The sequence below is a fragment of the Paracoccus solventivorans genome (assembly GCF_900142875.1).
Lineage (GTDB): Bacteria > Pseudomonadota > Alphaproteobacteria > Rhodobacterales > Rhodobacteraceae > Paracoccus > Paracoccus solventivorans.
Genome location: NZ_FRCK01000002.1, coordinates 381,462 through 403,560, shown reverse-complemented (window position 1 = coordinate 403,560; position 22,099 = coordinate 381,462). Strand labels below are relative to the sequence as shown.

General features: G+C 68.5%; 21 protein-coding genes, 1 tRNA gene and 1 pseudogene. 12 read left to right on the top strand and 11 right to left on the bottom strand.

The features are described from left to right. Positions 1 to 6 precede the first annotated feature (6 nt). Positions 7 to 225: a hypothetical protein gene (locus BUB57_RS05175; RefSeq protein WP_073063171.1), complete on the bottom strand. Its 219-nt coding sequence runs from the start codon at positions 223 to 225 to the stop codon at positions 7 to 9. 287 nt (positions 226 to 512) lie between these two features. Here BUB57_RS05175 and BUB57_RS05170 point away from each other — a divergent pair, with 287 nt between their 5' ends. The 4 genes and pseudogenes from BUB57_RS05170 to BUB57_RS17040 all read left to right on the top strand — a co-directional run. Then, complete coding sequence (locus BUB57_RS05170) at positions 513 to 731, top strand: helix-turn-helix transcriptional regulator (protein ID WP_073063168.1); 219 nt, start codon at positions 513 to 515, stop codon at positions 729 to 731. Between the two features lie 314 nt (positions 732 to 1,045). Continuing rightward, positions 1,046 to 1,342 carry a type II toxin-antitoxin system RelE/ParE family toxin gene (locus BUB57_RS05160; protein ID WP_073063163.1) on the top strand — a complete coding sequence of 99 codons (297 nt, stop codon included), beginning with the start codon at positions 1,046 to 1,048 and terminating at the stop codon, positions 1,340 to 1,342. Between the two features lie 13 nt (positions 1,343 to 1,355). Continuing rightward, complete coding sequence (locus BUB57_RS05155) at positions 1,356 to 1,664, top strand: HigA family addiction module antitoxin (RefSeq protein ID WP_073063161.1); 309 nt, start codon at positions 1,356 to 1,358, stop codon at positions 1,662 to 1,664. Positions 1,665 to 1,722: 58 nt separating this feature from the next. After that, a pseudogene (locus BUB57_RS17040) lies at positions 1,723 to 2,748 on the top strand (recombinase family protein); the annotation flags it as partial. Positions 2,749 to 2,970: 222 nt separating this feature from the next. Here the strand turns inward: BUB57_RS17040 and BUB57_RS16865 are convergent. From BUB57_RS16865 to BUB57_RS05125, 6 genes are all read right to left on the bottom strand, one after another. Continuing rightward, entirely contained in the window at positions 2,971 to 3,183 is a 213-nt protein-coding gene (locus BUB57_RS16865) for a hypothetical protein (protein WP_200796411.1), read from the bottom strand. Between the two features lie 129 nt (positions 3,184 to 3,312). Then, positions 3,313 to 3,402, bottom strand: a tRNA-Ser gene (locus tag BUB57_RS05145). A 66-nt stretch (positions 3,403 to 3,468) separates the two neighbouring features. After that, positions 3,469 to 4,224, bottom strand: coding sequence for a squalene/phytoene synthase family protein (locus tag BUB57_RS05140; protein WP_073063159.1), 756 nt, complete (start codon positions 4,222 to 4,224; stop codon positions 3,469 to 3,471). Next, on the bottom strand, positions 4,221 to 5,837 hold the full coding sequence (gene cimA, locus BUB57_RS05135; protein ID WP_073063157.1) for a citramalate synthase: 1,617 nt from the start codon (positions 5,835 to 5,837) through the stop codon (positions 4,221 to 4,223). The genes BUB57_RS05140 and cimA overlap by 4 nt, the downstream gene beginning before the upstream one ends. A gap of 28 nt (positions 5,838 to 5,865) precedes the next feature. Continuing rightward, on the bottom strand, positions 5,866 to 7,314 hold the full coding sequence (gene cysS / locus BUB57_RS05130) for a cysteine--tRNA ligase (protein ID WP_073063155.1): 1,449 nt from the start codon (positions 7,312 to 7,314) through the stop codon (positions 5,866 to 5,868). A 490-nt stretch (positions 7,315 to 7,804) separates the two neighbouring features. Then, entirely contained in the window at positions 7,805 to 9,343 is a 1,539-nt protein-coding gene (locus BUB57_RS05125) for a diguanylate cyclase domain-containing protein (protein WP_073063153.1), read from the bottom strand. A gap of 120 nt (positions 9,344 to 9,463) precedes the next feature. Here BUB57_RS05125 and BUB57_RS16725 point away from each other — a divergent pair, with 120 nt between their 5' ends. The 3 genes from BUB57_RS16725 to BUB57_RS05110 are packed head-to-tail and all read left to right on the top strand — an operon-like array spanning position 9,464 to position 11,366. Beyond that, a complete protein-coding gene (locus tag BUB57_RS16725; RefSeq protein WP_073063150.1) occupies positions 9,464 to 9,742 on the top strand; it encodes a DUF3572 family protein in 279 nt (92 codons plus the stop codon). 56 nt (positions 9,743 to 9,798) lie between these two features. Next, a complete protein-coding gene (locus BUB57_RS05115; protein ID WP_073063148.1) occupies positions 9,799 to 10,365 on the top strand; it encodes a heme NO-binding domain-containing protein in 567 nt (188 codons plus the stop codon). Continuing rightward, the gene (locus BUB57_RS05110) at positions 10,362 to 11,366 is read left to right on the top strand and encodes a GGDEF domain-containing protein (protein ID WP_073063145.1); all 1,005 of its coding nucleotides are present in this window, start codon (positions 10,362 to 10,364) and stop codon (positions 11,364 to 11,366) included. Before BUB57_RS05115 ends, BUB57_RS05110 begins: the two co-directional genes overlap by 4 nt. Positions 11,367 to 12,052: 686 nt before the next feature. On the opposite strand, the gene BUB57_RS05105 is transcribed toward BUB57_RS05110, so the two are convergent. After that, complete coding sequence (locus BUB57_RS05105; protein ID WP_073063142.1) at positions 12,053 to 13,480, bottom strand: mannose-1-phosphate guanylyltransferase/mannose-6-phosphate isomerase; 1,428 nt, start codon at positions 13,478 to 13,480, stop codon at positions 12,053 to 12,055. 121 nt (positions 13,481 to 13,601) lie between these two features. Further along, positions 13,602 to 14,159 (bottom strand): peptidoglycan L,D-endopeptidase MepK, encoded by a 558-nt coding sequence (locus BUB57_RS05100; protein WP_073063139.1) that lies wholly within the window; start codon positions 14,157 to 14,159, stop codon positions 13,602 to 13,604. 294 nt (positions 14,160 to 14,453) lie between these two features. On the opposite strand from BUB57_RS05100, the gene BUB57_RS05095 reads away from it, so the two are divergent. The 5 genes from BUB57_RS05095 to BUB57_RS05075 all read left to right on the top strand — a co-directional run bounded on the left by BUB57_RS05095 (position 14,454) and on the right by BUB57_RS05075 (position 19,341). Further along, a complete protein-coding gene (locus BUB57_RS05095) occupies positions 14,454 to 16,082 on the top strand; it encodes a L,D-transpeptidase family protein (protein ID WP_143159620.1) in 1,629 nt (542 codons plus the stop codon). 21 nt (positions 16,083 to 16,103) lie between these two features. Continuing rightward, a complete protein-coding gene (locus BUB57_RS05090; protein WP_073063135.1) occupies positions 16,104 to 17,204 on the top strand; it encodes a UDP-3-O-(3-hydroxymyristoyl)glucosamine N-acyltransferase in 1,101 nt (366 codons plus the stop codon). 15 nt (positions 17,205 to 17,219) lie between these two features. Next, on the top strand, positions 17,220 to 17,492 hold the full coding sequence (locus tag BUB57_RS05085; RefSeq protein WP_073063132.1) for an acyl carrier protein: 273 nt from the start codon (positions 17,220 to 17,222) through the stop codon (positions 17,490 to 17,492). Beyond that, positions 17,489 to 18,706, top strand: a complete 1,218-nt coding sequence (locus BUB57_RS05080; RefSeq protein WP_073063129.1) for a beta-ketoacyl-[acyl-carrier-protein] synthase family protein — start codon at positions 17,489 to 17,491, stop codon at positions 18,704 to 18,706. Before BUB57_RS05085 ends, BUB57_RS05080 begins: the two co-directional genes overlap by 4 nt. A gap of 311 nt (positions 18,707 to 19,017) precedes the next feature. Further along, positions 19,018 to 19,341, top strand: a complete 324-nt coding sequence (locus BUB57_RS05075; RefSeq protein ID WP_073063126.1) for a 2Fe-2S iron-sulfur cluster-binding protein — start codon at positions 19,018 to 19,020, stop codon at positions 19,339 to 19,341. A 25-nt stretch (positions 19,342 to 19,366) separates the two neighbouring features. Here BUB57_RS05075 and BUB57_RS05070 read toward each other — a convergent pair whose 3' ends face one another. Both BUB57_RS05070 and typA read right to left on the bottom strand, forming a co-directional pair. Further along, the gene (locus BUB57_RS05070; RefSeq protein ID WP_143159619.1) at positions 19,367 to 19,984 is read right to left on the bottom strand and encodes a WHG domain-containing protein; all 618 of its coding nucleotides are present in this window, start codon (positions 19,982 to 19,984) and stop codon (positions 19,367 to 19,369) included. Between the two features lie 109 nt (positions 19,985 to 20,093). Beyond that, entirely contained in the window at positions 20,094 to 21,914 is a 1,821-nt protein-coding gene (typA, locus tag BUB57_RS05065; RefSeq protein ID WP_073063119.1) for a translational GTPase TypA, read from the bottom strand. Positions 21,915 to 22,099 lie beyond the last annotated feature (185 nt).

Below are 22,099 nucleotides of genomic sequence, written 5' to 3'. Positions count from 1 at the left end.
GAGGGATCAAAGGTCACATCGACTATCGTTTTCTTTTGTCGGTGATGCTGCAATATCGTCGGGGATCTCGCTCAGGAAGCTGCTGCTCTGCTGAAGCCGAATGGCAAACGTCTGGGCGAAGCCCTCGAAACGCTCCTTGCCCTTGACCTGCTCTGGCCCAGCACGCTTCAGTTCGCAAAACTCCCGAAACGTGCAACATGACGGCCGGAACGCCGAGAGGGCCATGCCTCGCACTTTTGGCGCATCCGTAGAAATCCTCAACTGGAATCCATCCTCGCCAACCGCAGCCGGGAAATCCCGCTCGAATCAGGATGCCGCCCAGCGCAAAACTCATGTTCATCCATAGCATCGAATACGGCATGGGTGGAGAGTCGGGCCGTAGAACCATCCTATTTACCGTCGCTTCTACGCCACACTACTACGCCAACTAAATATCTATTGCACAACGATAATTCGTTGCTCTGTCTGGTCTCTGCAATCGTCAAAAACGACCAGCAGGAGGCAGCACGACCATGCGCCAACCAGACCGTATCGTCCGTTTGAAGACCGTTCTCGCCCGCACCGGGCTGTCCCGGTCCACCATCTACCGTAAGATCGCCGAGGGCACGTTCCCGCCCCAGCTCAAAATCAGCGCCAACGGCGCGGGATGGAAGGAATCCGACATCAATCACTGGGTCGCCGATCCCGTCAGGTGGAGGCCGCGCAGCGAGTTCGATGCCGATGCCCTCTGATCGCAGGGACAGCAAGCCGGAGGCGGCATCCCGGTCCCGGCGTGTCAAACGCCCGCCCACGGCGTCGGAGCAGCTTGAGGAATTGCTGGGCTATTCGTGGCCGTTCCCCGGCAGACCGCCGAAACACGACCTCAGTACATGGACCGTGACCGACGACTGGCCCGACCCTGTTCCGGTTACGGAAGCCGAGATTGAGGTGTTCGAGCGATGGTTTGGCGACCTGTTCGATGAATTGTTTGGCCCGGACAGTTGAGCCGTTTCCGTTGCAATGTGAGTTATAGTGTGGTACATATGCCCATTGTTGGAGTGAACCTGTGATCGTAGGCTTTCGGGACGACTGGCTTCGGGCCTTCTTTGTGGATGATGTTCGTTCCCGCAACATCCCGCCCGATCTTGAGGCCCGCTTGTTCCGCAAGCTCCAGATGATTGACGACGCCGTGACCGATCAGGACTTGCGCGTGCCGCCCAGCAATCACTTCGAGAAGCTGCGCGGCAATCTGGCAGGACTGCATTCGATCCGCGTCAACCAGCAATGGCGGTTGATCTTCCGCTGGGATGGTGAGCGCGGTGAGGCTGACGGGATTTATCTGGACGACCACAGTTACCGATGAAAGTGAGGCGAACATGCTGACCACCAAGCGCAAGCCGGCGACCGTCGGCGAGATACTGACCGAGGAGTTCATGCAGCCGATGGGGCTGACACAGGGCGCGCTTGCCGAGGCGATGGGCGTCCAGCGCAAGCACGTCAACGAGCTATGCGGCAATCGCAGGAACGTGACGGCGGCGACGGCGCTGATCCTGGCCCGCGTGTTCGGCACCAGCCCTGACTTCTGGCTCAACGTGCAGCGGCGAAGCGATCTTTGGGAGGTGATGAACACGCCCAAGGAGCGCGAACGAGTTGAGCGCGCGCGCCCGTTGGAGAAAGCGGCCTGAGCGCGTCCATGCGGTCCGATGGTTGGGGCCGAGCCACGATTGTGAAGGAGACATCACCATGACCGTGCCGCTGCGCGCCGCCCTCTATCTGCGCGTTTCGACGGCGCGGCAGGCCGAGCATGATGTCTCCATTCCCGACCAGAAGCGGCAGGGTGAAGCCTATTGCGAATCCCGTGGTCTGCAACTGGTCGAGACTTTCATCGAACCCGGCGCATCAGCCACGAACGACCGCCGCCCCGAGTTCCAGCGCATGATTGAGGCGGGGACCAGCAAGCCCGCGCCGTTCGATGTCGTCGTGGTCCATTCGTTCAGCCGGTTCTTCCGCGATCACTTCGAGCTTGAGTTCTATGTCCGCAAGCTGGCGAAGAATGGCGTGAAGCTGGTCTCGATCACCCAGGAAATGGGGGATGACCCTATGCACGTCATGATGCGGCAGATCATGGCGCTGTTCGATGAATACCAGTCCAAGGAAAATGCCAAGCACGTCATGCGGGCCTTGAAGGAGAATGCCCGCCAAGGCTTCTGGAACGGCTCGCTTCCTCCTATCGGCTATCGCACCGTCGCCGCCGAGCAGCGCGGGGCCAAGACCAAGAAGAAGCTGGAAATCGACCCGCTGCACGCCGACACGGTGCGGCTGATCTATCGCCTCGCGCTGGAAGGCGACGGCACCACCGGCCAGATGGGCGTGAAGAACATCGTTTCCTATCTCAATAGCCGCCGCATCTTCACCCGCGACGGCGGGCGTTGGGGCATCGGGCAGGTTCACCGCATCCTGACCCGCCGCACCTATATGGGCGAGCATGAGTTCAACAAACGCAGCAAGACCAAGGAATTGAAGCCGGTCAGCGAGATCGTGATGGTTCCCGTCCCGCCGATCATCGACCGTGACACGTTCGACACCGTGCAGAAGCTGCTCAAGGCGCGCAATCCCAAGGTCATGCCCGCCCGCGTCATCAGCGGCCCGACCATGCTGACCGGCCTGATCCATTGCGCCAAGTGCGGTGGGGCCATGACCATCCGCACCGGCAAGGGCGGGCGCTATCGCTATTACGCCTGCTCGATGAAAGCGCGACAGGGACCGACCGCGTGCAGTGGCATGGCCGTTCCGATGGAGAAGCTGGACGATCTGGTCGTCAATCACCTTGAAAAGCAGCTTCTCCGGCCCGAGCGTCTGGAAATGATTCTTGCCGCCGCGCTCGACCGCAGGGAAGAACATGCCGAGCGCCGCCGCGAGCATATCGCCGAATTGAACAAGCGCTCAGCCGAATCGGAACTGCGGCTCAAACGCCTCTATGACGCCATCGAGTCAGGTGTTGCCGATCTGAACGATCCGGCGCTGAAAGACCGCATCGACGGCCTCAAAGCCATTCGTGACCAGGCCAAGGTGGATTCCGACCGGGCGCAGGCCATGCTCCAGAACTCGGGGCAAAAGGCCGTCACGCCGCAGATGCTTCGAAAGTTCGCCACGACAGCGCGCCAACGTATCCGGCTGGAAGGTGGAGGCTATCGCCGCGATCACCTGCGCGCGCTTGCTCAGCGTGTCGAGGTCGCCGAGGGCGAGGTTCGTATCATGGGATCGAAGTCCCGGCTGCTACAGACGCTCGTGGCGGGAAGTGGCGTAAACTCAGTGCCCACTCAGGGACTGAAGTGGCGGAGGCGGTGGGATTCGAACCCACGGTGGAGTTGCCCCCACGTCGGTTTTCAAGACCGGTGCATTAAACCACTCTGCCACGCCTCCGTGCGCGGGTGTTAGCGTGGGGCGGGCGGGCGATCAAGCGAATGCGGGGGTGGGTTTCGCTGTGGATCACAGCCACCAGCGGCCGGTCAGCGCCAGCCGGGCGAGTGCTGCGCGGCGGGTGAATTCGGACGGCGCGGCGGGGGTGGTTGCCGCCAGCGCGGCGCGCAGAGCGGGGCGGATGGCGGGGCCGGGGAACAGCGCCGGGGCGGCCTCGCGCGGGATCTCGCGGCGGGAGCGGGCGGCCTCGGCAAAGGCGGCAGCGGCGGTGCGGGCCAGCGATTGCAGGGCTGCGGGCTCGGGGCGGGCAAGGCCCAATCCCAGCTCCTGCAGTGCGGGGCGGGCGCGCAGCCAGGCGACCAGCGCGGCGCCGCGGCCTTGCGCGCGCAGGGCAGGCCCATCCGCGGCCCCCAGCGCCTGCGCGGCATGGGCCATCAGCGCGGCGCCGGTGGCGTCGGCATAGGCGACCACCGCGTCGGGGGTGGCAAAGGGCTCGCGGTCGGCGTCGTGCAGCCGCGCCTCGGCCAGCGGGGCGAACGCCGCGGCGTCGGCCCCCCAGGCGGACCATAGCGGCGACAGCAGTTCGTGCGGGGGCGGGGGCGCGTCGCGCAGCGCCGCCAGCTGCTCGGCCCACCACTGCACCCGCATCCCGGCCAGCAGCGGGTCGCGCGCCGACAGTGCGGTGCGGGCAAGCTCGGCGTTCAGCGCGTACAGCGTCAGCAGCCGCGGCCGCGCGGCGGGGGCGGCCAGCATCGCCATCGCCCAGCGGTCCGGGTCCTCACCCCGCAGCCGCTGCGCGAGCGCGTCGAGCGCCTCAGCCGTCATGCCGCGCCGTCATGGATCAGCTTCCAGCGGATCGCGTCGATCAGCGCCTCGAAACTGGCATCGACGATGTTCGGCGACACGCCCACGGTGGACCAGGCCGCGCCGCTGCGGTCGATGGAATCGATGGTCACCCGCGTCACCGCGTCGGTGCCGGCGCCGATGATCCGCACCCGGAAATCCGCCAGCGCCATCTGGTCGATCGAGCCCTGCCACGGCCCCAGGTCCTTGGCCAGCGCCCGCCACAGCGCATGGACCGGCCCGGCATCCTCGCCATTCTCGCCCAGCCCGTCGCTGACCGACATCACCCGTTGCCCGCCGACACGGGCCACCACCACCGCCTCGCTGACGGAAATGCGGCGTCCCAGCGCGTTCATCCGCCGCTCGACGGTGACGCGATAGCGCTCGACCTCGAAGAAATCGGGCAGGGCGCCCAGCTCTTCGCGCGCCAGCAGCTCAAAGGAAGCCTGGGCGGAATCATAGGCATAGCCCTGGTCCTCGCGCTGCTTGACCGCGGCGAGGATGCGCGGCAGCGCCGGGTCGCCGGGGGCGACCTCGATCCCCGCACCGGCCAGCCGGGCGCGCAGGTTCGACTGCCCTGCCTGGTTCGACATCGGGATCACCCGTTCGTTGCCGACGGTCGCAGGGTCCACATGCTCATAGGTCTGCGGCGCCTTGAGGATGGCGCTGGCGTGCAGCCCGGCCTTGTGTGCGAATGCCGAGGCCCCGACATAGGGCGCGGCGCGCAGCGGCACCCGGTTCAGGATCTCGTCCAGCCGCCGCGAGATCCGGGTCAGGCTTTCCAGCGCCTTAGGCCCCACCCCCGTGGTCAGGGTCGAGCGGAAGGGTTCCTTCAGCAGCAGCGTCGGGATCAGGCTGGTCAGGCTGGCGTTGCCGCAGCGCTCGCCCAACCCGTTCAGCGTGCCCTGCACCTGCCGCGCCCCGGCCTCGATCGCGGCCAGCGAACAGGCGACGGCGTTGCCGGTGTCGTCATGGGCGTGGATGCCCAGCCGCTCGCCGGGGATGCCGGCGGCGATCACCGCGCGGGTAACCTCGCCCACCCGGGCGGGCAGGGTGCCGCCGTTGGTGTCGCACAGCACGATCCAGCGCGCGCCCGCCTCCATTGCCGCCTGCAGGCAGGACAGCGCATAGGCCGGGTTGGCGGTGTAGCCGTCAAAGAAATGCTCGGCGTCGAACAGCGCCTCGCGCCCCTGCGCCACCACATGGGCGACCGAGTCCGCGATGCAGGCGAGGTTGTCGTCCAGCCCGATCCCCAGCGCCTCGGTCACGTGGTAATCGTGGGTCTTGCCGACCAGGCAGACCGCCCTTGTCCCCGCATCCAGCACCGCCGCCAGCACATCGTCGTTTGCGGCCGAACGCCCGGCGCGCTTGGTCATGCCGAATGCGGTCATCGTGGCCCGCGTCGCCGGCGCATCGGCAAAGAAATCGCTGTCGGTGGGGTTGGCGCCGGGCCAGCCGCCCTCGATGTAATCCACCCCCAGAGCGTCGAGCATCCGCGCGATCTCGGCCTTTTCCGCGGCCGAGAACTGCACGCCCTGCGTCTGCTGCCCGTCGCGCAGCGTGGTGTCGTAAAGGTAAAGGCGCTGGCGCGTCATGGGCTTGGCCCTTTTGGCTGGCTGGTGGTTATTGCGGCAATCTCGATGCATCGAAGCCGGCGCTGGGGAGCAGTTCCACCCCCTGCGCGGTCATGCGGACCTCGACCCCGGCCTCGGTCAATGCGGTTTTCAGGGCGTCCACGGCCGAAAAATCCTTGCTGGCCTTGGCCTCGGCGCGCAGCATCTGCATCCGTGCGGCCAGCGGCGAAAGGTCGGGCGCAGGGGCGATCCAGCCGCCGAGTGCGTCGGTCAGCAGCCCCAGCATCCCGGCGCTGGCGAGGAAGATGCGGTTGAGCTCCAGTGCGTCGCCGTCTGCGAGCTGCCGCAGGTCGTCGGGCATGGCATCCGGGTTGCGGATCGCCTCGGCAATGCGGTGCAGTTCGGCGATGGCGCCCGCGGTGTTCAGGTCGTCGGCCAGCGCGGCGACGACGGCGTGCGCCGGGCTTGCCGCGGGCTCGATGCCCGCGACAAGACCACGCCAGCGGCGCAGCACCGCCTCGGCCTCGCGGGCCTTGTCGGCGGTCCAGTCCATCGGCTTGCGGTAATGCGTCATCAGGAAGACGAAGCGGATCACCTCGCCCGGGATGCCCTGGTCCAGCAGGTCGCGGACGGTGAAGAAATTGCCGAGGCTTTTCGACATTTTCCTGCCCTCGACCTGCAGCATCTCGTTATGCAGCCAGATCCGGGCGAACTCGTCATGCGGGTGGGCGCAGCAGCTTTGCGCGATCTCGTTTTCGTGGTGGGGGAATTGCAGGTCGATGCCGCCGCCGTGGATGTCGAATGAGCGGCCCAGCAGCGCCTCGGACATGGCCGAGCATTCGATATGCCAGCCCGGACGGCCGCGGCCCCAGGGGCTGTCCCAGCCCGGCAACTCGGCGTCCGAAGGCTTCCACAGCACGAAATCCATCGGGTCGCGCTTGAACGGCGCGATCTCGACCCGCGCGCCGGCGATCATGTCGTCGACCGAGCGTCCCGAGAGCTGCCCGTATTCTGGAAACGAGCGCACGTCGAACAGCACATGGCCTTCGGCTGCATAGGCGTGGCCCTTGGCGACCAGATCCTCGATCATGGCGATCATCTGCGGGATATAGTCGGTGGCCCTCGGTTCGTGGTCGGGGCGCAGCGCCCCCAGCGCGTCCATGTCGGCGTGATACCAGCCGATGGTTTCCTCGGTGCGCTCGCGGATCAGCTCTTCCAGCGGGCGGGAGTCGCCCTGTTGCTGCCGGGCCAGCGCCGCCGCGTTGATCTTGTCATCAACGTCGGTGAAGTTGCGCACATAGGTGACGTGGCGCGCGCCATGGACATGCCGCAGCAGCCGATAGAGCACGTCGAACACCACCACCGGCCGCGCATTGCCCAGATGCGCCCGGTCGTAGACGGTCGGGCCGCACAGATACATCCGCAGGTTCTGCGGGTCGATCGGGACCAGGCGCTCTTTCGAGCGGCTGCGGGTGTTGGTCAGCTGGATTTCGACCATGAGTTCCCCCTGTGGCGGGGTCCATGTCGCGCGTGAACGGCCCGCCTGCGCTTGCTCAGACGGTAATGCAGATAGTGGTGGAATAACCGTTCATGGCGGCCGCCATAGCAGCGGCGCGGCGCTGCGGCAAGCGGCTTGTCCGCCGGGAAGGCGCGCGGTTTCGCCGCTGCGATGGCTGCGATGGCTGCGATGGCTGCGATGGCTGCGGTGGCTGCGGCGAGGGCTACGGTGGCCGCGGCGAGGGCGGCTCCGGCGGCAAGAGCGGATCGGGCGGCGAGGATGCCTCGGACGGCCGTTGCGGCGGTGCTCCGGCTCGGGCAGCAAGAGCGGCTCGGCTAGCGTCTGCAAGCGTACCCGCGGTCCCGTTCCGCGGCGACGGGAGGCTGGCGGCAAGAGCGGATCAACCAGCGTCTGCAAGCGTGGCCGCGGTCGCCCCGTTGCGACCGCGGGTCGGCGACAGGGCGGATCAGCCGCGGCAGCCGGGGCGCGCTCATGCCGCGGCTTCCTCGCGCCAGACCATCAGCCGGTCGCGGCCGCGGCGCTTGGCGCGCAGCAATGCGGCATCCGCCCGTTCCAGCAGCGCCGCGGCCGCCGCGCGGCCGGTGTCGGGGTGGCTGGCCCATGGCTGGCCTTCGCCCGCATGAAGCCTGCCCGCATGGCTCTCGCCCGGGTGGATCAGGCTCGCATGGCCCTCGCCTGCCTGGCGGCTGCCGCCACAGGCTCCGCCGGAATGACCCGCGCCGCCCGGGCCTGCGCCATGGCAGGCGATCCCCGCAGAGAGGGTGATCCGCAGCGCCAGCCCCGGGTCGCGGCCGGGCAGGTGCACGGCGGTCCCCGAGACCTGCGCCCGCATGATCTGTGCCAGCTCGGCCGCCTCGGTCTCGGCAAGGCCCGGCAGCACGGTCAGGAATTCTTCGCCCCCCACGCGGGCCACGAAGCCCGGCGCCGGGACGCAGCGTTCCAGCCGCGCCGCGATCTCGGCCAGCACCGCGTCGCCGGCGGCATGGCCGTAGCGGTCGTTCACCTCCTTGAAGCGGTCGATGTCCATGGCGACCACCGCGCAGCCCGGCCGCCCGGGCCCGCCCTGGCAATGCTCGGCCAGCCGCGGCAGCGCAAAGCGCCGGTTCGGAAGCCCGGTCAGCGGGTCGATCCAGGCCAGCGAGCGTTCCCGCTCGGCCGCCTCGCGCTGGGCGTCGGCGGCCAGCTTGCGGCGGATCAGCGCGGTCAGCCGCAGCGCGGCCTCGTCCGCCGCCTTGCCGCCGGTGAAACCCGAGGTCAGCACGTCCCCCGCCCCCAGGTCCAGCGCCACCGACATCATCTCCAGCCGCGCCGGGTCCAGCACCACCGCAAACGCCGCGTTCCGTGACGAGCGGCGCGAGCGCAGCTCGGACAGCAGCCGCAGCCCGTCGCCCGGCTGCATCATGTCGGCGGCGACGAGATAGAGGTCCGGCACCATCCCCATCGCCGCCTCGGCCAGGGCGCGCTCGGGGTCGGCGATCCGCAGATGCGCCGAAAGCCGCGGCAGCAGCGCGTGGCGCCAGCCCAGCCCGGCGCCGGCATCTCCCGCAATCAGCAGCGCCGTGCAGGGGCGGGGGGGCGCCTCGTGCCGGAACGGCTGCTGCCCTTCGGCCAACCCTGGCCCATGGGTACCGCCATGCCCGGCCACGCCGGCAAGCTGGTTGCGCATCAGCCCGCGGATCCGTGCGAACAGCGCCATCTCGTCGATCGGCATGTCCAGCACCGCCGCCGCCCCGGCCTCGAGCGCGGCGATTCGCCGCTCTTGCGGGACCGTCATCACCACCGGCACCGTCGAGCCGGCGGTGATCCGGCGGCACAGCTCGATCGCGTCCATGTCGCCCGGAGCCCCGCCGATCAGCACCATGCTGGGCCGGGCGCCCTCCAGCGCCTCCAGCGCTTCAGCCCCGGTGCGCGCGGTCAGCGGCTGGTAACAGGCCGCCGCCAGGCGCACCTTGAGCGTGATCCGGTTCGTGGCCGCGCCGTCGACCACCAGGATTGGCCCCTCGATCAATTTTCCGCCCCCGCAGCCTGTGCTCTCCCGACTCACTCCTAGACCGAAACCATTAACAAAGCGTTTCCGCCGCCGCAGTCGGTGCTTGCGAAATCCGCCGGCCGGGGCCAAGCATCGGGCATGATCGACCGGAAATCCCTTGACCTGCTGGCGCAGGCGATCCTCGACCACCTGTTGCGCAACCCCGATCTGATCGGCGCGCTGGTCGCCGAAAGCGGGCTGCTGCCGGGCGATCTGCGGGGGCTTGCCGCCGATCCGACGCCGGCCTTCGCCACCGCGCTGGTCGATTTCATCTGCGCCAGCGACGAGCGCCTGACCGGCTTTGCCGCGGAATCGGGCTGGCCTCCGTTGAAGGTCGCGCAGATCCGCGAGGCGCTGTCCTGCGGATTCCCGGACTGAATTCACCGCATCTTAACGTCTGCTGGCCATAGAGGCGGGGCAACAGAGGGAATCGGATGCACGGCCTCGTCAACCGCTCGATCGAATATTTCGCGCGCCAGACCCATGGCGACGCGGTGTGGACGGCGGCGGCGACCGCCGCGGGCGTCGATCCGCGGGGGGTCGAGCTGATGTGCGAACAGGATGATTCGACGGCGCGCCGGCTCTTGCACGAGATTGCGGCGCTGGTCGGCTGCTCGCCCCCGGAACTGGCCGGGGATATCGGCGCCTGGGTCGCGCAGCGCTCGGCGATCCGGCGGCTGCTGCGTTTCGCCGGGCGGGATTTCGCCTCCTTCGTCACCACGCTCGACGAATTGCGCGGCCGGGCCCGGCTGGTGCTGCGCGATCTCGAGCTGCCGGCGATTTCGGTGGCGCCGCTGCCTCGTGGATGGAAGCTCACCCCCGCCTGCGACGAGGTCTGGCTGCACGCGCTGGCCGGGGTGCTGCACGCCATGGCCGATGATTACGGGGTGCTGGCGGTGATCGAGATCCGGGGCGATGCCATCCTGGTCGATGTCCCGGTCGTCGATTTCAACGAGGGGCGGCCGTTTTCGATCAGCGACCCCAGCGTGGGCGCGGCATGAACCTGGAACGCGCCGCGCTGATGCTGATGCCGATGCATCTGCATGTCGATGCCGCCGGGCGGGTGCTGTCGGCCGGCTCCACCCTGCAGCGCATGGTCGGCCCGGTCCGCGATTTCGATGCGGCGTTCGAGCCGGTCGGGCCGGTCGCCGGCGCCAGCCTGGCGCAGCTTGCGGCGGCCGAGCGGGTGTTCCTGCGCAGCCGCGCCGACCCCGGGCAGGTGCTGCGGGGGCGGGCGATCGCGCTGGCGGACGGCGGGCTGGTCTTCAACCTCGGGCTGGGGATCGGGCTGGTCGAGGCGATCCGCAACCACGAGCTGACCGACCGCGACTTTGCGCCCTCGGACCTCGCGATGGAGTTCCTGTTCCTGCACGAGGCCAACAATGCGATGATGGACGAGCTGTCGCAGGCCAATCTGCGGCTGGAGGAGGCGCGGCGGCGGGCCGAGGCGCAGGCCTTCACCGACCCGCTGACCGGGCTGAGCAACCGCCGCGGGCTGCAGCTGTCCTTCGAGGCGCTGCGCCAGGGGACCCTGCACGCGGCGCCCGGCCATTTCGCGCTGGTCGCGATGGACCTCGACCGTTTCAAGGAGCTGAACGACAGCCGCGGCCATGCGGTGGGCGACGCCATGCTGTGCGAGGTCGCGGCGCGGCTGCGCGCGATCACCCGCAGCTGCGACACCATCGCCCGCACCGGCGGTGATGAATTCGTGCTGCTGCTGCCCGGAATCTCGGACCCCGCCGCGCTCGAGCAGCTGGGCCGGCGGATCGTGCGGCGGATCGAGGCCCCGGCCCGCATCGCCGGGGCGGTCAGCCGGATTTCCGCCAGCCTCGGGGTGGCAATCTCCTCGCGTTACGCCCGCATCGACTGGAGCCGGATGGAATCCGACGCCGATGCAGCACTTTACCGCGCCAAACGCGAGGGGCAGGGCCTGCTCCGCATCGCTCCGGGTGATCATGGGGAGGCTGGCCTGGCGGGGGGCCGGGGCAATGGCGGGGTGTAAGCCGGAACGGGCGATGCGAGGACCAGTGGATTGCCGCTATGCGCCAAGGAGCGCCGCGCAGGGACAAGGACGGAGCAATACAATGGTCTGAAGGAAACTACGGCGGCGGCGCAAGAAGCAGGCAGCTGGCGGCTGGTGGCAACGGGCAAGCCGTTGGTGGCGGGCGGTAACATCCAGGCCGCATCTATATCCTCTTGCCGACGGCCTGTGGCGGCGCAGGGGTCACAGGGAGGAGGTCGGGGCAATACAACGGCCTGAATGAAACTGCGGCGGCTGCGCAGGAGCAGGCAACTGGCGGCCGGTGATAACGGCGAAGCCGCTGGCGGGGGCGGTAACATCCAACCGCATCTATATCCTCTTGTCGACGGCCTGTGGCGGCGCAGGGGCCGGAGGGAGTAGACCGGGCCAATACAACGGCCTGAATGAAACTGCGGCGGCTGCGCAAGAAACAGACAACTGGCGGCTGGTGGCAACGGGGAGGTCGCTGGTGGCTGGTGGCAACGAGGCAGGCCGCTGGCGACTGACTGCAGCGGGCAGGCCGCATCAATCTCCCTCCTCTCAACCGACCGTTAGTTGCAGCGCGGATGAAGCAAGCAGTCTGCGACGCTTACCTGCGACGCTTGAACACGCTCCACCGCCCCCCCCCAGCACATGCCGACGGCCGCTCCGCCGAATCAGCCGGCGGTTCAGTTGCGGGCGTAGACGTCGTCGTAGCGGATGATGTCGTCCTCGCCCAGATAAACGCCGGTCTGCACCTCGATCAGCACCATCGGCACCTTGCCCGGGTTCTCCATCCGGTGGACCGCGCCCAGGGGCACGTAGATCGACTGGTTCTCCGTGATCAGCGACACCTTGTCGTCCACCGTCACCTTGGCGGTGCCGCTGACCACGATCCAATGTTCCGCCCGATGGACGTGGCTTTGCAGCGAAAGCGCCGCGCCGGGGTGGACGACGATGCGCTTGACCTGGAAACGCTCGCCCATCACCAGCGTCTCGAACCAGCCCCAGGGGCGGTGGTCGCGGCGGAAGCTTTCCGCCTGCCGCAGGCCGCGGGACTTCAGCGCGGTCACCGCCTGGCGCACGTCCTGCGCGCGGTCCATGTCGGCGACCAGCACCGCGTCGCGCGTGGCCACGACCATGGTGTTCTTCAGCCCGATGCCGACGACCTGCATGTCCTCGTCGTCCGAGCGCAGCAGCACGTCGTCGCAGTCGATCGCGGTCGAGCGCGAATCGGCCACCACCCCCCGCCAGGCCGGGCGGTCGATCTGCGCCTCGCGCCAGATCGCGTCCCAGCCGCCCAGGTCCGACCAATGCTCGGCGAATCGCACCACCGACAGGTTGTCGGCCTTTTCCATCACCGCATAGTCGATCGACAGCTCCGGCAGCGTCTCCCACGGTTCGGGGGCAAGCCGCAGGAAACCTAGGTCGCGGGTGGCGCCGTCCAGCGCCGCCTGCACCGGGTCGAGGAATTGCGGGGCATGGGCGCGGAAGGCCTCGATCATGCTGCGGGCGGTGAACAGGAAAATCCCGGCATTCCACAGGAAATTGCCGGCCCTAAGCATGGATTCGGCGGTCTCGGCGTCGGGTTTCTCGACAAAGCGGCGCAGCGTGGTGGGGCCGGGACCGGCGTCGTCCTCGCACTCCAGATAGCCATAGCCGGTCTCGGGGCGGGTGGGCTCGATCCCGAAGGTGACGATGCGGCCGGCCAGCGCCGGGGCGATGCCCTGGTCGACGGCGCGGCCGAAGGCCTCGGCATCCGGCACCACGTGGTCCGAGGGCGCGACCAGCAGCAGCGAATCGGGGTTGTCGCGCGCGACATGCAGCGCCGCCGCCAGGATCGCGGGGGCGGTGTTGCGGCCGGCCGGCTCGATCAGGATGCCGGCGGGGGTGATTCCCGCCTCGGCCAGCTGCTCGGTCACGATGAAGCGGAAATCGGCGTTGGTCAGCACCAGCGGCGGCGCGTAGCGCGGCCCCGACAGCCGCAGCGCCGAGGCCTGGAACAGCGATTCTTCACCCGTCAGCGGCGCGAATTGCTTGGGAAAGGACTTGCGCGAGACCGGCCACAGCCTTGTCCCCGAGCCGCCGGACAGAAGAACGGGAATCACGCTGGACATGTCGGCTCTCCGCGAAGGGCCCGGCGGCGCGGGCGGATATCTCCCTCATGCACCGCCGCGTGAAAATGCGAAAGCCCGCAGGAATATGCGGGCTTCGCAAGGCTTGCGCCGGAGGATGAACTCAGGAGCCCCAGGTCCGCAGCGGGCCGCAGTCCATATGGACGAAGTTCGAGCGCGAGTATTTGCCGACGCCGCCCGCCCGGCACGAGGCCGCGGCCTTGTACATCTGCCCGACCGACCGCGATTTCAGCCGCAGATCCGCGGCCTTGCCGCTCATGTGCAGCGAGCTTTTCGCGACGCCGCTGCTTTGGGCGCGCAGCATGGCGTTGGTCTTGGGCGAGCGGTAGCCCGACAGCATCATGTAGGGTTCGTTGGTCTGCAGCAGCCGGTGGCTGGCGGCAGCGATGTCGATGGTCCGCGGGTCGATCCCGATCACCTGCCCGGTGCGCCAGTCCCGCATGAAAATGTTGATCTCATTGAGGGAATCGCGGATATACTTGCCATCCACCCAATAGACCGTATCGAGGCTTTCGCCCGTCCGGCCGGAATACATCCGGACGCGCCGGTAATCGCCGGCGCCGCGCATGAGGCCAAAGGCATTCGCCATAACCGGAGCCGCCGCAACCGTGGTTGCCGCGAACACGCCGAGAATGCCGCGTCGCGAGAATTCGAAGGTCATGTTCAGATCCGCCTGTCCTGCGTTCTTCTTTGCGCCAGTCGCCTGACGGTGCCGGTTTACCCCGGACTGCTTAACAATATGTCACCGCGGGCACGGTTGCGGAACCGTGAGTTCCCGTGGCAGGCGATTTCATGCCATCATAGGCGAAATCCTGCCGATCGTGACCAGGGTGCAGCAGATGGCCCACAGCACTGTATCCGCAATGCAACGCTCGGGGCCGCAATCCCGGCCCTCGCCGGTTCCATCTGCGCGATTCTGTCGCATATGTCTGGGGATGACCTGTCAGGATTCCGCATGATGCTCTGCCCGCTTTTCCTTTGTCGCATGGGGGCGATTCTGCTGGCGGCGGCCGTGGCGCTGCCAACCGCCGCCGCTGCCGGCGCGCCGGCGCCGCGACTCGACTTCGGCGCTGCGGATTGGGCACTGGCGCGGGGGGTGTCGGACGACCCGGGGCTGGCGGCGTGGTACGGCGGAACCGGCTTGCAGCCGGTCTTTGCCGCGCCCGAGGGGGCGCCGCTGCGGGCCGCGCTGATTGCCGAGGTGGGGCAGGCGGCGGCGCACGGGCTGCCCGATGTTTATGGCGTCGAACGTCTGCGCCGGCTGGATGCCGCGATGCCGGCGCCGGTCGAGACCGAGCTCGCCTTTGCCCGCAGCTTTGCCCGCTGGACCCATGACGTCGGCGGCGGCATCCTCGAGCCGCGCCGCGTCCACCCGGAAATCCGCCGCGATGTGCTGCGAACGCCGCTCGACCAGCTGCTGCGGCGCTTTGTCGAGGCCCCGGACCCGACGGCCGCGCTGGCCTCGGTCGCGCCGCAGACCCCCGAATACCGTGTGTTACAGGCGGCGCTGGCGGCGCGGACCGGCCCTGCCATCGACCCCGACCTGCCGCAGGTGCCCGCCGGCGCCTGGCGCGAGGGCGCGCGCGACCCGGCCGTCGCGCTGCTGCGCGCCCGGCTGGCGGCGGCGGGATTCGCGGCCGACTCGGCCGAGCCCGAGCTGTTCGACGCCGATCTCGCCCGGCAGCTTCGCGCCTATCAGGCCCGGGTGGGGCTCGCGCCCGATGGGGTGGCCGGGCCGCGCACCCTCGACCGCCTGAACGGGGGTAGGGACGCCGATTCGCGCGACCTGCTGATCGCGCTGGAACGGATGCGCTGGATGAACGGCCACGACCTGGACACGCGGATGATCTGGGTGAACCTGCCCGAGTTCAACGTGCGGGTGAAGGACGGCGGCCGCACCATCTATGAAAGCCGCGCAGTGATCGGCAAGGACCGCGACGACTGGCGCACGCCCGAGTTTTCCGACGTGATGCAGAACGTGGTGGTCAACCCCAGCTGGAACGTGCCGCGCAGCATGGCGATCCGGGACTATCTGCCGCGGCTGCAGCAGAACCGCTTTGCCGCCGCGCATCTGGACGTGGTGGACAGCCGCGGCCGGGTGGTGGACCGCGCCTCGGTCGATTTCTCGCGCTATACCGCCAAGAGCTTTCCCTATCGGCTGCGCCAGAAACCCAGCGCCGACAACGCCTTGGGAGAGGTCAAGTTCATCTTCCCCAACAGCATGAACATCTATCTGCATGACACGCCAACCAAAGGACTTTTCAGCGAATCGGTGCGCGCGTTCTCCAACGGCTGCATCCGGGTGCAGAAGCCGGTCGAGCTGGCCCATGTGCTGCTGGAAGGCGCCAGCGCCGACCCGGCCGCCACCTATGCCCGCGCCCGCCAGTCGGGGACCGAGCGGTTCCTGAAGGCCGCCGGCCAGCCGGTGCATCTGGTCTATTTCACCACCACCGTGGACGAGGACGGCACCATCCGCCATTTCCGCGACATCTACGACCGCGACCCGGCGGTGTGGCGCGCGTTGCAGCAGGCCGCCGCCGAGGCCGGGGCCACCGGGCTGGAAACGGCCGCGCTGGCGCAGTAGGACCATCGCAAGGAGAGCGGCATGACGATAACCTTGGAAGATCTTGCGCGCGATCTCGGGGCGCGGCTGTGGGGCGATGGCGCGCTGCGGATCACCGGCGCGGCCGAGCCCGCCGACGCCGCCCCCGCGGCGGACGGCGCGGCGCGGATCGCCATGGCGATGTCGCCCAAGTTCGCCGCCGACCTGGTCCCCGGCGCCGTGGCGCTGCTGTCCGAAGGCATGGACCCGCAGGCGCTGGGCCTGGCCGGCGCCGCCATCGTGGCGCGGCCGCGGCTGGCGATGGCCGGGGTCACCCGCGCACTGGACCGCGGCGCCGAGTTTCCCGCCGGCATCCACCCCTCCGCGGTGATCGACCCCAGCGCAGAGATCGGCGAGGGTGCCTCGATCGGGCCCTTCGTGGTGATCGGGCCGCGGGTGCGGCTGGGCGGCGGCGCCCGGATCGGCGCCCATGCCAGCATCGGCGCGGAGAGCGTGATCGGCCGGGACGCCACCATCCACGCAGGCGTGCGCATCGCCCATGGCGTGACCGCCGGCGAGCGGCTGATCGTGCAGTCCGGGGCGGTGATCGGCGGCGACGGGTTCTCATTCGTCACCCCCGAGGTCTCGGGGATCGAGGAAATCCGCCACACCCTCGGCGCCCGCAGCGAGATCCGCGACCAGCACTGGGTGCGCATCCATTCGCTGGGCGGCGTCACCCTGGGCGACGACGTCGAGATCGGGGCGAACGCCACCATCGACCGCGGCACCATCCGGGACACCTCGGTCGGGTCGGGAACCAAGATCGACAGCCTGGTGCAGGTCGGCCACAACGTCCGCATCGGCCGCGACTGCCTGTTGTGCGGGCTGGCCGGGGTCGCGGGCTCGGCCCGGATCGGCGACCGGGTGGTGCTGGCCGGGCATTGCGGGGTGAACGACAACATCTTCATCGGCGACGACGTGATCGCCGGCGGCGCCAGCAAGATCTTTACCAACGTGCCGGCGGGGCGGGTGGTGCTGGGCTCACCGGCCACCAGGATGGAAACCCAGCTGGAAATCAACAAGGCGGTGCGCCGCCTGCCGCGCATGGCCGCGCAATTCGCCGAGCTGCAGAAGACCGTGGCCCGGCTGATGCAGAAGGACTGAGACAGAGGCGCTTTCATGTCGACCAGCACCCCCAGCATTCATGACCGCATCGTGGCGATCATCGCCGAACAGGCCATGCTCGACCCCGCGCAGATCACCCCGGACGCCAGCCCGGCCGAGCTGGGGGTCGACAGCCTCGGGCTGGTCGAATCGATCTTCGCCATCGAAGAGGCGTTCGACATCACCATCCCGTTCAATGCCAACGAGCCGGAGAAATCCGACTTCGACATCTCCTCGATGGGCGCGATCATCGCGGCGGTGGAACGGCTGATCGCCGAGCGCGGATGAGCGGTCCGCGGCGGGTCGCGATCACCGGGGCCGGCACGGTCAACGCGCTGGGCCGCGACGTGCCGCAGACCCTGGCGGCGATGCGCGAGGGGCGCTGCGGCATCAGCCCGCTGGAGTTCCGCGACGTCGAGCGCCTGTCGGTCCGCATCGGCGCGCAGGTGCGGGACTGGCGCGCCGAGGATCATTTCAACCGCCAGCAGATCGCGCTTTACGACCGCTTTACCCAGTTCACCATGCTGGCCGCGAAACAAGCGGTGGCGCAGTCCGGGCTGAGCTTCCAGGGCGAGCTGGGGCTGTGTTCGGGGGTGGTGCTGGGCACCGCCGGAGGCGGGCTGAACACCTGGGACGAGAATTACCGCGCCGTCTTCGAAGAGGGGAAGAACCGCGTCCACCCCTTTGTCGTGCCCAAGCTGATGAACAACGCCGCCACCAGCCATGTCAGCATGGAGTTCGGGCTGCGCGGCCCTTCGTTCACCGTGGCGACGGCCTGCGCCTCGTCCAATCACGCCATGGGGCTGGCGTTCCAGATGGTGCGCGCGGGCGCGGCGCGGGTGATGCTTTCGGGGGGCGCCGAGGCGATGCTGTGTTTCGGCGGCATCAAGGCGTGGGAGGGGCTGCGCGTGATGTCGCGCGACGCCTGCCGGCCGTTTTCCGCCAACCGCAACGGCATGGTGCAGGGCGAGGGCGCCGGGGTCTTCGTCTTCGAGGACTGGGACCATGCCGCTGCCCGCGGCGCCGAGATCCTGGCCGAGGTGGTGGGTTTCGCCATGTCGGCGGATGCGCAGGACATCGTGATGCCCTCGGCCCAGGGCGCGGAACGCGCCATCGCCGGGGCGATGCGCGACGCCGGGCTGAACCCCGACGAGATCGGCTATATCAACGCGCATGGCACCGGCACCGCCGCCAACGACAAGACCGAATGTGCCGCCGTCGCCCATGCCTTCGGCCAGCACGCCGACCGGCTGCTGATCTCGTCCACGAAATCCATGCACGGGCATCTGATCGGCGGCACCGGCGCGGTCGAGCTGCTGGCCTGCATCATGGCGCTGCGCGACGGGATCATCGCCCCCACCATCGGCTATGAAGAGCCGGACCCGGAATGCGCGCTGGACGTGGTGCCGAACCAGGCGCGCGAGGCAAGGGTCGGGGCGGTGCTGTCCAACGCCTTCGCCTTTGGCGGGCTGAACGCGGTGCTGGCGCTGAAACGGGCATGAGCTGATCCTGGCGGCACGGGGCGCATGGGTATTTGGACCAGAAAGAAACCCGAGGGGGTGCGCCCCGGCCAACCCCGCCGCGCGGACGGGACGGGATGTCTCACCCATGACCGGGGCGGCTTCTCTCTGGGCGGTCATCGGCTCCCCAGCCTGTACCGCGATTCGGACCATGGCAGGGCCAGGTTAAGATTCGGTTGACGGGCTTCTTTCTGGTCCCAATACCCATGCGGCGGCGACGCGGGCTGGGCCGCGCATCTTTTCATCCGTGCCCCCATCGCCTATCTGCGTCGGCGCAGACAAAGGATGGGCCGATGGCGAAGATCACCTATATCGAATGGAACGGCACAAGGCACGAGGTTGAGGTCCGTCCCGGCATGACCGTGATGGAAGGGGCCCGCGACAACGGCGTTCCGGGGATCGAGGCCGATTGCGGCGGCGCCTGCGCCTGTTCCACCTGCCATGTCTATGTCGCGCCCGAATGGGTGGACCGGCTGCCGCCCCGCGACCCGATGGAGGCCGACATGCTCGATTTTGCCTGGCAGCCCGACCCGGTGCGTTCGCGCCTGACCTGCCAGCTGAAGGTCACCCCCGAGCTCGACGGGCTGGTGGTCCAGATCCCCGAACGGCAGATCTGAGGGCCCGGCCCGGGGGCGGGGCCGCTCAGCCCCCGGCGGGCCGTCCGGTCAGCAGCAGGTCCACAAGCTCGGCGATGGTGGCCGAGATCTCGGCATCAAGGTCCTGGTGCGGCAGCAGCCAGATGGTCTCGCGCCGCTCCAGGATGAGATCGGTCAGTCCGAACATCGCCGCCCGCGCCAGCGCGGCGCGGCGGGTGGTGCTGCCCGGTTTGTCCTCGCTCAGGTAGCGGCGGACCAGCGGCGCAAAGCTGGCATCATAGCGCCGCACGATCGAATCGGCGCCCGAGGGCTGCAGCAGCCGGCTCGAGATGGCGCCGTAAAGCGCGCGGTTGCGGCGTGCCCAGTTCACATAGGCCTCGGACAGGCCGATCAGCGCGGCGCGGTTGTCGCCGCCGGGCGCCGCGATCAGCGCCTGGGTCATCGCGTCGGCCATCTGCACCATGGCAAACCCGGCGAGGGATTCGTTCAGCGCCGCATCCTCGGGAAAGATCGCCCGCGCCTCTTGCCGCGGAATGCCGGCCCGGTCCGCAACCTCGTCCACCCTGACCCGGAACGTGGGGATTTCGCGCAGCTGATCCACTGCGGAATGCAGCAATCGGTCCATGACCGAGCGGCCAGCGTCATTTTCCGTCGAAGTCGTCATTTCAGGGTTGTCTGTTTGTCAGATCGCCACCAAGCCGGCGAACCTTGGGTCAGGGTCCGACGGATCGCAAGCGAATTTTCGTGTCTTTGCGCGGAATTGCAGTCCCGGGTCAGGTTTCCGCGCGGGCCTGGCGCTTGCGTTCATGCGGGTCCAGGAAGCGCTTGCGCAGCCGCACGATCTTGGGCGTGACCTCGACCAGCTCGTCGTCGGCGATATAGGCGATCGCCTCTTCCAGCGACATCCGCACCGGCGGCGTCAGTCGCACCGCCTCGTCCGAGCCCGAGGCGCGGATGTTGGTCAGCTTCTTGCCCTTGAGCGGGTTCACTTCCAGGTCGTTGTCGCGGGAATGCTCGCCGATGATCATCCCCTGGTAGACCTGTTCCTGCGCGCCGATGAACAGCCGCCCGCGTTCTTCCAGATTCCACAGCGCATAGGCGACGGACACCCCGTCCTCCATGGAAATCAGCACGCCCTGGCGGCGGCCCTGGATCGGGCCCTTGTAGGGGGTCCAGCCGTGGAAGATGCGGTTCAGCACTCCGTTGCCGCGGGTGTCGGTCATGAACTCGCCCTGATAGCCGATCAGCCCGCGCGAGGGCACATGCGCGACGACGCGGGTCTTGCCGTGGCCGGCCGGGCGCATGTCGATTAGCTCGCCCTTGCGGTCGCCGGTCAGCTTCTCGATGACCACGCCGGTGAAGTCGTCGTCGACGTCGATGATGACTTCCTCGACCGGCTCCAGCCGCTGGCCGTCCTCTTCGTGGAAGATCACGCGCGGGCGGGAAATCGACAGCTCGAACCCCTCGCGGCGCATGTTCTCGATCAGCACGCCCATCTGCAATTCGCCGCGGCCCGAGACGACGAAGGCCTCGCCGCCCGGGGTATCCTCGACCCGGATCGCGACGTTGGATTCGGCCTCTTTCAGCAGACGCTCGCGGATGACGCGGGACTGCACCTTGCTGCCGTCGCGGCCCGCGAGCGGGCTGTCGTTGATCCCGAAGGTGACCGAGATCGTCGGCGGGTCGATGGGCTGCGCGGGCAGGGGGGTGTCGACCTCAGGGGCGCAGATGGTGTCGGCGACGGTGGCTTTCGCCATCCCCGCCAGCGTCACGATATCGCCCGCCACCGCCTGGTCGATCGGCGTCTGGGTGAGCCCGCGGAACGCCAGCACCTTGGAGATGCGGAACTGTTCCACCCGCTGGCCGTCGCGCGACAGCGCCTTGACGGTGTCGCCGGCGCGGGCGGTGCCGGCCTCGACCCGGCCGGTCAGCAACCGGCCCAGGAACGGGTCCACCCCCAGGGTGGTGGCCAGCATCCGGAACGGCTCGTCGCGGCGGGCCAACTGCCGGGGCGGCTCCACATGGCGCAGGATCAGGTCGAACAGCGCGCCCATCCCCTCGCGCGGGTCGTCGAGCGAGGCCACCGCCCAGCCGTTCACCCCCGAGGCATAGACATGCGGGAAATCCAGCTGCGCGTCCGAGGCGCCCAGATTGGCGAACAGGTCGAAGACCTCGTTCAGGGTCTGGTCGGGGTCGGCGGCGGGCTTGTCGACCTTGTTCAGCACCACGATGGGTTTCAACCCCAGCGCCAGCGCCTTGGAGGTCACGAACTTGGTCTGCGGCATCGGCCCTTCGGCCGCGTCCACCAGCAGGCAGACGCCATCGACCATCGACAGGATCCGCTCGACCTCGCCGCCGAAATCGGCGTGGCCGGGGGTGTCGACGATGTTGATGCGCGTGCCCTTCCATTCGACCGAGGTCGCCTTGGCCAGGATGGTGATGCCGCGCTCACGCTCGATGTCGCCGGAATCCATGATCCGCTCGGCCACGGCCTGGTTCTCGCGGAACGATCCCGACTGCTTGAGCAGCTGGTCGACCAGCGTCGTCTTGCCGTGGTCGACGTGAGCGATGATCGCGATGTTGCGGATGTCCATGCGGGGGGCCTGTCTTGCAGCTTTGGGCGCGACCTATCGCAGCAGCGGCGGGAACGCCACCCGGAATTGCGGGGCCGGTGCCCGTGGCGCTGCGGAAGCCGGGGCCGGAACCCGGGGGCTGCCTGCCCCCGGACCCCCCAGGATACTTGCGGCAAGATGAAAGACCCGGGCGCCGCGGGGCGGGG

Bases quoted from the DNA above. Each gene is read 5' to 3' on its own strand.
- BUB57_RS05175 (WP_073063171.1), bottom strand. From the start codon at position 225: ATGGCCCTCTCGGCGTTCCGGCCGTCATGTTGCACGTTTCGGGAGTTT.
- BUB57_RS05170 (WP_073063168.1), top strand. From the start codon at position 513: ATGCGCCAACCAGACCGTATCGTCCGTTTGAAGACCGTTCTCGCCCGC.
- BUB57_RS05155 (WP_073063161.1), top strand. From the start codon at position 1,356: ATGCTGACCACCAAGCGCAAGCCGGCGACCGTCGGCGAGATACTGACC.
- BUB57_RS05140 (WP_073063159.1), bottom strand. From the start codon at position 4,224: ATGACGGCTGAGGCGCTCGACGCGCTCGCGCAGCGGCTGCGGGGTGAG.
- cimA (WP_073063157.1), bottom strand. From the start codon at position 5,837: ATGACGCGCCAGCGCCTTTACCTTTACGACACCACGCTGCGCGACGGG.
- cysS (WP_073063155.1), bottom strand. From the start codon at position 7,314: ATGGTCGAAATCCAGCTGACCAACACCCGCAGCCGCTCGAAAGAGCGC.
- BUB57_RS16725 (WP_073063150.1), top strand. From the start codon at position 9,464: ATGATCGACCGGAAATCCCTTGACCTGCTGGCGCAGGCGATCCTCGAC.
- BUB57_RS05115 (WP_073063148.1), top strand. From the start codon at position 9,799: ATGCACGGCCTCGTCAACCGCTCGATCGAATATTTCGCGCGCCAGACC.
- BUB57_RS05110 (WP_073063145.1), top strand. From the start codon at position 10,362: ATGAACCTGGAACGCGCCGCGCTGATGCTGATGCCGATGCATCTGCAT.
- BUB57_RS05105 (WP_073063142.1), bottom strand. From the start codon at position 13,480: ATGTCCAGCGTGATTCCCGTTCTTCTGTCCGGCGGCTCGGGGACAAGG.
- BUB57_RS05100 (WP_073063139.1), bottom strand. From the start codon at position 14,159: ATGACCTTCGAATTCTCGCGACGCGGCATTCTCGGCGTGTTCGCGGCA.
- BUB57_RS05095 (WP_143159620.1), top strand. From the start codon at position 14,454: ATGATGCTCTGCCCGCTTTTCCTTTGTCGCATGGGGGCGATTCTGCTG.
- BUB57_RS05090 (WP_073063135.1), top strand. From the start codon at position 16,104: ATGACGATAACCTTGGAAGATCTTGCGCGCGATCTCGGGGCGCGGCTG.
- BUB57_RS05085 (WP_073063132.1), top strand. From the start codon at position 17,220: ATGTCGACCAGCACCCCCAGCATTCATGACCGCATCGTGGCGATCATC.
- BUB57_RS05080 (WP_073063129.1), top strand. From the start codon at position 17,489: ATGAGCGGTCCGCGGCGGGTCGCGATCACCGGGGCCGGCACGGTCAAC.
- BUB57_RS05075 (WP_073063126.1), top strand. From the start codon at position 19,018: ATGGCGAAGATCACCTATATCGAATGGAACGGCACAAGGCACGAGGTT.
- BUB57_RS05070 (WP_143159619.1), bottom strand. From the start codon at position 19,984: ATGACGACTTCGACGGAAAATGACGCTGGCCGCTCGGTCATGGACCGA.
- typA (WP_073063119.1), bottom strand. From the start codon at position 21,914: ATGGACATCCGCAACATCGCGATCATCGCTCACGTCGACCACGGCAAG.